This is a genomic window from Bacillus sp. Bwzl_19, from assembly GCF_054900515.1.
The window spans coordinates 1-10,000 of sequence record NZ_CM142729.1 but is presented as its reverse complement, the minus strand read 5'-3'; the positions used below and the strand labels follow the sequence as shown (position 1 = coordinate 10,000).

The 10,000-nt window shown below is 45.4% G+C and carries 7 protein-coding genes and 1 rRNA gene (1 of these 8 cut by a window edge); all 8 read right to left on the bottom strand.

The annotated features are described in order from the left end of the window. A 16S ribosomal RNA gene (locus tag ACW5MY_RS00040) occupies window positions 1–648 on the bottom strand (it extends 902 nt beyond the left edge of the window). A 297-nt stretch (window positions 649–945) separates the two neighbouring features. After that, window positions 946–3,405 (bottom strand): DNA gyrase subunit A, encoded by a 2,460-nt coding sequence (gene gyrA, locus ACW5MY_RS00035; RefSeq protein WP_013350726.1) that lies wholly within the window; start codon window positions 3,403–3,405, stop codon window positions 946–948. A 216-nt stretch (window positions 3,406–3,621) separates the two neighbouring features. Next, window positions 3,622–5,538 carry a DNA topoisomerase (ATP-hydrolyzing) subunit B gene (gene gyrB, locus ACW5MY_RS00030; RefSeq protein ID WP_014469589.1) on the bottom strand — a complete coding sequence of 639 codons (1,917 nt, stop codon included), beginning with the start codon at window positions 5,536–5,538 and terminating at the stop codon, window positions 3,622–3,624. Between the two features lie 56 nt (window positions 5,539–5,594). Then, on the bottom strand, window positions 5,595–5,840 hold the full coding sequence (gene remB / locus ACW5MY_RS00025) for an extracellular matrix regulator RemB (protein WP_004392908.1): 246 nt from the start codon (window positions 5,838–5,840) through the stop codon (window positions 5,595–5,597). A gap of 17 nt (window positions 5,841–5,857) precedes the next feature. Next, a complete protein-coding gene (gene recF / locus ACW5MY_RS00020) occupies window positions 5,858–6,970 on the bottom strand; it encodes a DNA replication/repair protein RecF (RefSeq protein WP_289394065.1) in 1,113 nt (370 codons plus the stop codon). A gap of 15 nt (window positions 6,971–6,985) precedes the next feature. Continuing rightward, window positions 6,986–7,201, bottom strand: coding sequence for a ribosome maturation protein RlbA (rlbA, locus tag ACW5MY_RS00015; RefSeq protein WP_004392910.1), 216 nt, complete (start codon window positions 7,199–7,201; stop codon window positions 6,986–6,988). Between the two features lie 135 nt (window positions 7,202–7,336). Then, the gene (gene dnaN, locus ACW5MY_RS00010) at window positions 7,337–8,473 is read right to left on the bottom strand and encodes a DNA polymerase III subunit beta (protein WP_289394064.1); all 1,137 of its coding nucleotides are present in this window, start codon (window positions 8,471–8,473) and stop codon (window positions 7,337–7,339) included. A gap of 186 nt (window positions 8,474–8,659) precedes the next feature. Then, the gene (dnaA, locus tag ACW5MY_RS00005; protein WP_289394063.1) at window positions 8,660–10,000 is read right to left on the bottom strand and encodes a chromosomal replication initiator protein DnaA; all 1,341 of its coding nucleotides are present in this window, start codon (window positions 9,998–10,000) and stop codon (window positions 8,660–8,662) included.

Genomic DNA, 10,000 nt, shown 5'->3' with positions numbered 1-10,000 from the left:
TTCCAATGACCCTCCCCGGTTGAGCCGGGGGCTTTCACATCAGACTTAAGAAACCGCCTGCGAGCCCTTTACGCCCAATAATTCCGGACAACGCTTGCCACCTACGTATTACCGCGGCTGCTGGCACGTAGTTAGCCGTGGCTTTCTGGTTAGGTACCGTCAAGGTGCCGCCCTATTTGAACGGCACTTGTTCTTCCCTAACAACAGAGCTTTACGATCCGAAAACCTTCATCACTCACGCGGCGTTGCTCCGTCAGACTTTCGTCCATTGCGGAAGATTCCCTACTGCTGCCTCCCGTAGGAGTCTGGGCCGTGTCTCAGTCCCAGTGTGGCCGATCACCCTCTCAGGTCGGCTACGCATCGTCGCCTTGGTGAGCCGTTACCTCACCAACTAGCTAATGCGCCGCGGGTCCATCTGTAAGTGGTAGCCGAAGCCACCTTTTATGTCTGAACCATGCGGTTCAAACAAGCATCCGGTATTAGCCCCGGTTTCCCGGAGTTATCCCAGTCTTACAGGCAGGTTACCCACGTGTTACTCACCCGTCCGCCGCTAACATCAGAGAGCAAGCTCCCATCTGTCCGCTCGACTTGCATGTATTAGGCACGCCGCCAGCGTTCGTCCTGAGCCAGGATCAAACTCTCCGATAAAGTAGTTTGACTGACTACGCACATCGCTGTGCGATTTATTTAAAACTTTGAATTAACAGGTACGTTTTGTCTTGTTTAGTTTTCAAAGAACTTTGTTGCTCCTCTCGAAGCGACCTATTAATCATAACATTTTCAGTTTGCTAGGTCAATACTTTTTCAAAAAAATATTTTCGCTAGGCTTGCCTTTCTATTAAAAAGACAACAAAAAGAATTATATCAGCATCATCGCTATGTGTCAAAGCTTTTTTATTTCTTTATATAGTAAAAGCGCAGCCTGTTACAGCTGCGCTTTTTCGTTTATACTTCTTCGGTTTCTTCCGGCTCTTCTTCATTCTTTTCCACGAGCGCAACAGTGGCCACGTGCTCTTGATCAGACATGCGGATCAGACGGACGCCTTGTGTTACGCGTCCCGTAGTGGAGATATCATTAATATCCATTCTGATTAACACGCCGCTTGCCGTAATGATCATTAAGTCTTCTTCGCCTCTTGTGGCTTTAACTGTTACTAGCGGACCGTTACTGTCAGTAATTTTACATGTTTTAAGACCTTTTCCGCCCCGGCTTTGGACTCTGTATTCTGAAGCCGGTGTACGTTTGCCGTAGCCGTTTTCTGTCACTATGAGGACATGGGAGTCTTCTTCGAGAATCTCCATGCCTACAACGACATCATCGTCTGTCAGCGTGATGCCTTTAACACCTGCAGCTGTGCGTCCCATTTGTCTTACATCTTCTTCCGGGAAACGGATCAGCAAACCGTTCTTCGTTCCGATGATGATTTGTTTCTTGCCGTCAGTCAAGCGGACGGCCATCAGTTCATCGTCTTCCCGAAGACCCAGAGCGATCAGCCCGTTATTCCGTATATTCGCAAACTGGGACAGTGCCGTACGTTTCGATACCCCTTGTTTTGTCGTAAAGAAGAGGTAAAGCTCCTCATCAAATGTGCTGACCGGAATAATGGCATTAATCCATTCGCCTTTTTCAACCTCTAGAAGGTTAATAATCGGAATACCTTTTGCCGTACGGCCGTATTCAGGGATTTCATACCCTTTAGAACGGTATACCTTCCCTTTATTAGAGAAGAACAGAATCGTATCGTGCGTTGATGTAGAAATTAAGTGTTCCACGAAGTCATCTTCATTCGTACCCATTCCCTGTACGCCTTTTCCGCCTCGTTTTTGACTGCGGTATGTGGACGCTGGGAGGCGTTTAACATAGCCGTTATGGGTCAGCGTGATGACGATGTTTTCTCTCTCGATGAGATCTTCATCTTCAATTGTTTCAAGACCGGACGTCACGATTTCAGTGCGTCTCTCATCATTGAACCGCTCTTTGATTTCATTGAGTTCTTCACGGATGATTTCGAGCACTCTTTCTTCATTGGCTAAAATATCTTTCAGCTCGGCGATAAGCGCAACAAGTGATTGATATTCTTCTTCAATCTTTTCGCGCTCCAGACCGGTTAATCGCTGAAGACGCATATCCAGAATGGCTTGCGCTTGTTTTTCAGTCAGTGAGAATTGTTCGATTAAACCCGTTCTGGCAATTTCAGCCGTCTGAGAATTACGGATGAGAGAAATCACCGCGTCTAAATGATCAAGAGCAATTCTTAACCCTTCCAGGATGTGAGCTCTCGCTTCAGCTTTACGAAGTTCGTAAGCCGTTCTGCGTCGGATGACAACCTTCTGGTGATCAAGATAATGCTCCAGACATTGTTTCAGGCTCAGTACCTTCGGCTGTCCGTCAACGAGCGCCAGCAGGTTGATTCCGAAAGACGTCTGCAGAGCCGTTTGTTTGTACAGGTTATTCAAAATGACGTGAGCATTGGCGTCACGGCGGAGCTCAATGACGACTCTCATTCCGTTACGGTCGGATTCGTCACGCAGATCGGTAATTCCTTCGATTTTTTTGTCCCGGACAAGATCTGCGATTTTTTCAATTAATCTCGCCTTGTTCACCTGATAAGGAAGTTCCGTGACAATAATTCTTTCTTTTCCTGATGATGTCTGTTCGATTTCAGCCTTAGCCCGGATCGTAATGGATCCCCGTCCGGATTCATATGCCTTACGGATGCCGCTCCGGCCTAAAATCTGGCCGGCCGTCGGAAAATCCGGTCCCGGGATGTATTCCATCAGCTCTTGGATTGTAATCTCTGGATTTTCACTTACGGCAAGCACGCCGTCAATGACTTCCCCAAGCTGATGCGGAGGAATGTTTGTCGCCATTCCGACCGCAATACCGGCAGCCCCGTTCACGAGCAGATTCGGAAATCTTGAAGGCATGACGGCTGGTTCTCTTTCTGAACCGTCATAGTTGTCTTGATAGTCAATCGTGTCTTTCGTAATGTCACGCAGAATTTCCATTGCGATTTTTGACATTCTCGCTTCTGTATAACGCATCGCAGCCGCTGAGTCGCCGTCTACCGAACCGAAGTTGCCGTGTCCGTCAACAAGCATGTAGCGGTAGTTAAAATCCTGCGCCATTCTGACCATTGATTCGTAAACCGCTGAATCACCGTGCGGGTGGTACTTACCGATAACTTCACCGACGATACGGGCAGATTTTTTATATGGCTTGTCACTGGTCATGCCTAAATCATTCATTGCGTATAAAATCCGTCTGTGAACCGGCTTCAGACCGTCACGCACATCCGGAAGCGCCCGGGATACGATAACGCTCATTGCGTAGTCCAGGAAGGATGTCCGCATTTCCTGACTGATATTGACTTCACGTACTTGTGGTGTGTTTTGTTCACTCATTAAAAAAACCTCCCTGAAGTATCACATGAAATAATGTGGGAGTAGATTGTCCATTATGATCTTCAATACGATTTCACTATTCTCCATTATATCAATAAACTTGTGTTTATACACATTAATTTAGTAGAATATACGGGTTTTGCGGGTTTTCAGAGACTGTTTGAAGCAGCTTTGAGAAAAAAGCCTTATTTCTTAACGAAAATAAGGCTTTCATGGTTAAATATCAAGGTTTTTCACGTATCTGGCGTTTGCTTCTATGAAGTTTCTGCGCGGTTCTACTTTGTCACCCATCAGCATTTCAAAAGTCTCGTCAGCGTCCATCGCATCTTCAAGATTGACCTGCAGAAGCGTTCTGGTCGCCGGGTCCATTGTCGTTTCCCATAGCTGAGTCGCGTTCATTTCCCCGAGACCTTTATAACGCTGGAGGCCGGGCTTGGGTGATTGCGGAAGCTCTTTTAAAAGCTCATCAAGCTGCTTATCGTTATAAGCGTATTCCACCCGTTTTCCCTGCTGCACTTTGTAAAGCGGCGGCTGAGCAATGTAGACATAGCCGTTTTCAATAATCTCCCGCATGTATCTGTAGAAGAACGTTAATAAAAGCGTTCTGATGTGGGCGCCGTCAACATCGGCATCCGTCATGATAACCACTTTATGATAACGCGCTTTTTCAAGATTAAAGTCTTCTCCGATTCCTGTCCCGAGAGCCGTAATCATTGATCTGACCTCATTGTTTGAGAGAATCTTATCAAGTCTTGCTTTCTCAACGTTCAGAATCTTACCCCGCAGCGGCAGAATGGCTTGGAAATGACGGTCCCGTCCCTGTTTCGCTGATCCGCCCGCAGAGTCACCCTCTACGATATACAGCTCGGAAATGCTCGGATCTTTAGAAGAACAGTCCGCCAGTTTACCCGGCAAATTGGAAATCTCAAGTGCGCTTTTACGCCGGGTCAATTCCCGCGCTTTTTTCGCCGCCATCCGCGCTCTTGCGGCCATTAAGCCCTTTTCAACGATTTTACGGGCTGAGTCCGGATTTTCAAGAAGGAATGTTTCCAGTGCGGAAGAAAACAGCGTATCAGTAATCGTTCTCGCTTCAGAGTTGCCGAGCTTCGTTTTCGTCTGCCCTTCGAATTGCGGATCAGGGTGCTTAATTGAAATGATGGCAGTCAGCCCTTCTCTCACATCATCACCGCTCAGATTCGGATCATTTTCTTTGAAAATCCCTTTTCTTCTTGCATAGTCGTTTATGACACGGGTCAAACCGGTTTTAAATCCGGCTTCGTGCGTGCCGCCTTCGTATGTGTTGATGTTATTCGTGAAAGAATAAATGTTGCTTGTATAGCTGTCGTTGTATTGCAATGCAACTTCAACCGTTATGCCGTCTTTCTCGCCTTCGATATAAATCGGCTCTTCATGAATGACTTCTTTGGAACGGTTTAAGTACTCAACGTAGCTTTTGATTCCGCCTTCGTAGTGGTACTCGTTTTTCCGTTCTTGTCCTTCACGTTTGTCTTCAATCGTGATGTTGACGCCCTTTGTCAGGAAGGCCAATTCTCGGACACGGTTTGAAAGCAGATCATAGTCGTATACGGTTGTTTCTTTGAAAATTTCCGGATCGGGAACGAAGTGCGTAATCGTTCCGGTCTTATCAGTGTCACCGATCACTTCAAGATCGGCCACCGGTACACCGCGTTCATACGCCTGATAATGGATTTTCCCGTCACGATGAACCGTAACGTCAAGAGTGGTCGATAAGGCGTTTACGACAGACGCCCCAACACCGTGAAGACCGCCGGATACTTTATATCCGCTTCCGTCAAATTTTCCGCCTGCGTGAAGAACGGTCATGATGACTTCAACCGCAGGACGGCCCATTTTCTCTTGGATACCGACCGGAATTCCGCGCCCGTTGTCTTTAACGGTAATGCTGTTATCTTTTTCAATCTCGATGTTAATATCTGTACAATAACCGGCCAGGGCTTCGTCAATACTGTTGTCGACGATTTCCCATACCAAATGGTGAAGGCCTTTGCTGTTAGTTGATCCGATGTACATCCCCGGTCTCTTTCGAACAGCTTCCAAACCTTCTAATACCTGTATCTGATTCTCATCATAACTATTTTGCTGCTGTTCCATAGCCATGCACATTCACCTACACTTTTCTTAAACGATATATTCATTGTAAAGATCCGCTAAGAATCTATTTCTAACATAAATTGCGCACGTTTCTTCAGTGTGCCGGAAGATAAGGGAGAGTAATATATATTCTCAGTCGTGACTACGATAGACTTTGGTGTGCCGTTTACGGACGGCACTACTTTTTCTTTCTGTCTGTCCAGAAATTCTTCAACGATCGGCGATACATTGACCTTGCAGTCAAAAATGCCGACGATATCGCGTGTTGAAACGACAAAGTCGTCACCTAAATGAATATACAATCGCTCACCTCATTTCTTCACTTCACTAACGCACCGTTTTCCACACGGAACATTCCTGCTTGATGTAAGGTTTCGTGGTCAATGCCATCCACGCTTGTCGTGGTGACAAATGTCTGCACACGGCCTTGGATTGTATGAAGCAAATGGGACTGGCGGTAATCATCCAGCTCGCTTAGTACATCATCCAAAAGTAAAATGGGATATTCTCCGATTTCTTCATGAATTAAATCTATTTCGGCCAGCTTCAAAGACAAAGCCGTCGTACGCTGCTGTCCCTGCGAACCGTAAGTCTGCACATCGCGTCCGTTCACATAAAAAAGGACATCATCCCGATGCGGCCCGAATAATGTGACGCCTCGTTCTATTTCTTTTTCTTTTAATTTCGAAAAAGACTCCTGGTAGCTGTTACCTATTTTCGACAAATCTTTGGGATCTGATACATTAAGCGCCGTGTGATACTTAAGCGTCAGTTCCTCAAGTCCCCGGGAAATGCCGGAATGGATCGGCTGCGCCCATTTTTCAAGCTGTTCCGTAAACTGCAGACGTTTGGCGACAACTTTCGCGGCTGCTTCAATCAGCTGATCAGTGAGAACGTCAAGCATGGTCCGGTCAGTCTGTTTCCGGCTTTGCAGCTGTTTCAGAAAATGATTCCGCTGGGAAAGGATTTTTTGATAAAGAGATAAATCATACAGATAAACGGCAGATACCTGCCCGATCTCCATATCAAGAAATCTCCTCCTCACCTGAGGGCTGCCTTTAACGAGATTTAAGTCCTCGGGGGCAAACATAATGGTGTTCAGCGCTCCGACATACTGACTGAGTTTTTGCTGCTCTATATGATTGACTTTGCCCTTTTTACCTTTTTTGGAGATGACCAGCTGCATCGGGATGTCCCCGTTGCGCTTCATCACTCTTCCTTCTATTTTAGCATAGTCTTCGTCCCACCGTATAAGTTCTTTATCATTTGAGGTGCGGTGCGATTTTGCCATCGAAAGAACATAGATGGCTTCCATCAGATTGGTTTTGCCTTGGGCATTTTCCCCGATGATCACATTCACCTTGTTTTCGAATTGAAGCTCAGCGCGCTCATAATTACGGTAGGATGTTAATTCTAAATTTTGGATATACAACCGCTGTCACCCGCTTTAATTGACGACTTGAAATGAACCAAATCCTTCAATCGCGACCACGTCACCAACATAAAGTTTTCTGCCGCGGCGATTGTCAGGTTCATTGTTGACAGTCACCTCATGCTCGCTTAGAAACCATTTCGCCATACCGCCGGACTGAATCACGTCGGCTAATTTTAAAAACTGGCCAAGCGTAATCATTTCTGTATCAATCGAAATCGGATTTGCCATAATATCGACCTCTTTCAAATATCACTAATATCTAATTGTACTAAAAAATCCTGAAATAAGGAAAGGGAAAACATGAGGGAGCGGCTGATGAACAGAAAAGCTGCCGATCATAAGCCGGCAGCACATTCTGTTTGTTTAATACGTTCTGACCGGAAGGATGAGCTGAACGATGGTTTCATCATTCGGCGTACGGATAAGAAACGGTCTCATCGCTCCCGTAAAGCTGATACGGATGTCCGCTCCTTCAAGTACTTTCAGTGCGTCCATCATATATTTTGGACTGAATGAAATATTTAATTCCTCGCCGTCAATCTGGTCAGCCAGTATAGCTTCGACTACTTTCCCGATTTCCGGAGAGTTTGATGAAATCTCAAGCGAGTCCGCCGGTTTGGCAGAAAGCTTTACAACATTATTGCGGCCTTCTCTCGCCAATAAAGAAGCACGGTCTATCGCCTGTAAAAATTCCTTCGTGTTCACGACGATTTCTGTTTTGCTTTCCTGCGGAATTAAGCTGGTCGTGTCCGGATAATTTCCGTCAAGCAGCCTTGAGAAGAACAATACGTTTTTCGCTTTAAACAGAACTTGGGTTTCTGTAATGACGATATCCACCAGTTCTTGGTTGTCATCAAGAATTTTGCTCAGCTCGGTTAAGCTTTTTCCAGGGATGACGACGTTATAAGAGCTGTCTTCCGGAATATCAAGCTTCGCCTTTCTTAAAGCGAGTCGATGGCTATCCGTGGCAGTGCATAATAATTCACCGTTTTCCACTTTCCAGTTTACACCTGTCAAGATAGGGCGTGTTTCTGAGGCGGACACAGCGAACACGGTTTGACGGATTAGGTTCTTCAAAAGGTCCGTCGGAATCTGAATGGCATGATGCTCTTCGATTTGCGGAAGATGAGGATATTCATCTGCATCAAGGCCGTTTAAATTAAATTCGGCTTTTCCGGAGCGGATAATCGTTAAATATTGATTTTGAACTTCGATTTCAACAGTCGCCATCGGAAGTTTTTTAACGATTTCACTGAAGAAACGGGCTTGCAGCACGATACTTCCCGGCTGATCGATCGTCACGATTTCCTTATCATCTTCTTCTTTTGGAATGAATGACTCGATTGAAATATCAGAGTCGCTTCCTGTAAATGATACTCCTTCATCTGAGGCTACGATCTTAATACCGGTAAGAATGGGAATTGTTGTTCTGGATGAAACAGCTTTTAGAACGTCTTGTACACTTTCGACTAAACGATCTTTTTGAATCGTAAATTTCATGTTTATCCTCCTAACGGATAATATAATTAATATATTTTAAAAAAATAGCAGTAGTAATAGTAGGGCCTGTGGATTTGTGGATAAGTTGTGAAAAAGACAGGAAACACAGCCTATCCACATGTGGACAGACTGTGCATGGCTATAGAAAAGTTATTCACACTTTCCCCGATTCATCCGAGGGCTCTATTATTTGAGCTGTTCTTTTATTTCTTTCACCTGCTGCTGAAGCTGCTCGTCATCAATCAGCAGTTTTGAAATCTTTTCATGAGCGTGAATGACGGTTGTATGGTCTCTCCCGCCAAATTCTTCCCCGATTTTAGGCAAAGAAGAATCCGTCATTTCTCTGGAAAGATACATCGCAATCTGTCTTGGAAACGCGACGGACTTTGTACGCTTTTTCGCTTTGAAATCTTCAAGCTTAATGTTGAACTGCTGTCCGACAATCCGCTGAATCTCTTTTATCGTAATGACCTTCGGCTTTGAAGACGGAATAATATCTTTCAATGCTTCAGCAGCCAGATCCGCATTAATGTCTTTATTGATTAAAGATGAATAGGCAACAACCCGGATTAGTGCCCCTTCCAGTTCGCGGATGTTGCTGTCAATCTGATTCGCGATATAAAGCATGACTTCATTCGGAATATCAAGGCCTTCCGCCTTGGCTTTCTTTCTCAGGATGGCAATCCGCGTTTCCAGATCCGGCGGGGTGATGTCCGTAATCAGTCCCCATTCGAACCGCGAACGCAGCCGGTCTTCAAGGGTCGGAATCTCTTTTGGCGGTCTGTCGCTTGAAATCACGATTTGTTTGCTTTCTTCGTGAAGCGTGTTGAATGTATGGAAAAATTCTTCCTGTGTTTGTTCTTTTCCGGCTAAAAATTGAATATCATCTATCAAAAGTACATCAACATTCCGGTAGCGGTTGCGAAAATCAACGGCTTTATTGTCGCGGATTGAGTTGATGAATTCATTTGTGAATTTTTCAGAAGACAGGTACACCACTTTGGCTGAAGGATTATGATCAATGACATAATGGCCGATTGCGTGCATTAAGTGGGTTTTTCCTAAGCCGACTCCCCCGTAAATAAATAAAGGGTTGTACGCTTTAGCGGGTGCTTCCGCCACAGCCAGTGATGCTGCATGGGCGAATCGGTTTCCCGATCCGATGACAAATGTGTCAAATGTATATTTCGGGTTGAGCATGCTTTGGGGAAAATCAGACGGTTCCTCTTTTGCCGCTTTTTTCACTTGAGGTTTCGGCATAAAGTTTTCTTCATCCTGATTTTGAGGAATGACAAATTTGACGCTCAATTCTTCCCCGGTTAATTCATATATGGTATCTGCAATGAGGTGTAAGTACCTGGACTCCAGCCAGTCTCTGGCAAATTCATTGGGAGCGGTGATGGTTAAGGTATCTCCTTGCAGCGAATGGGCTTTCGTCGACTTCATCCAAGTTTCGAAGCTCGGTTTGCTCAGCTTTTTCTCAATTTGAGCTAAAACTTGATTCCAAAGATCCAATATATTCTCCAT

Coding starts and splice junctions, on each gene's coding strand:
- dnaN (WP_289394064.1), bottom strand. CDS start 8,473: ATGAAATTTACGATTCAAAAAGATCGTTTAGTCGAAAGTGTACAAGAC.
- gyrB (WP_014469589.1), bottom strand. CDS start 5,538: ATGGAACAGCAGCAAAATAGTTATGATGAGAATCAGATACAGGTATTA.
- gyrA (WP_013350726.1), bottom strand. CDS start 3,405: ATGAGTGAACAAAACACACCACAAGTACGTGAAGTCAATATCAGTCAG.
- rlbA (WP_004392910.1), bottom strand. CDS start 7,201: ATGGCAAATCCGATTTCGATTGATACAGAAATGATTACGCTTGGCCAG.
- dnaA (WP_289394063.1), bottom strand. CDS start 10,000: ATGGAGAATATATTGGATCTTTGGAATCAAGTTTTAGCTCAAATTGAG.